Source organism: Streptomyces sp. P9(2023), assembly GCF_032436795.1.
Taxonomy (GTDB): Bacteria; Actinomycetota; Actinomycetes; order Streptomycetales; family Streptomycetaceae; genus Streptomyces.
Genome location: NZ_JAUPWM010000890.1, coordinates 1 through 232 on the forward strand (window position 1 = coordinate 1; position 232 = coordinate 232).

Below are 232 nucleotides of genomic sequence, written 5' to 3' on the forward strand. Positions count from 1 at the left end.
CATTATTTTTAGTTTCATGTGCTACAAAACAGTACCCGCAAGCGGCTCCGGTTACAGCAGAAGAATCTGGGATCATGACGTGTAATGACCTAAAGGTTGAAATTGCTAAAACACGTGGTATTCAAACTGAAATTGAGAACACGGGGGAGTTTGATGGAAAAACTGTCCTAGGATTTTTAGGTGATTTTGGCATAGGCAACGGGATGGCAAAAAGCGATGCCCGGAAAAAAGT

General features: G+C 42.2%; 1 protein-coding gene. It reads left to right on the forward strand.

The window, feature by feature from the left end:
• Positions 1-232 (forward strand): hypothetical protein (locus Q5762_RS39810; RefSeq protein ID WP_315897200.1); only part of this gene is annotated, 232 nt, incomplete at both ends.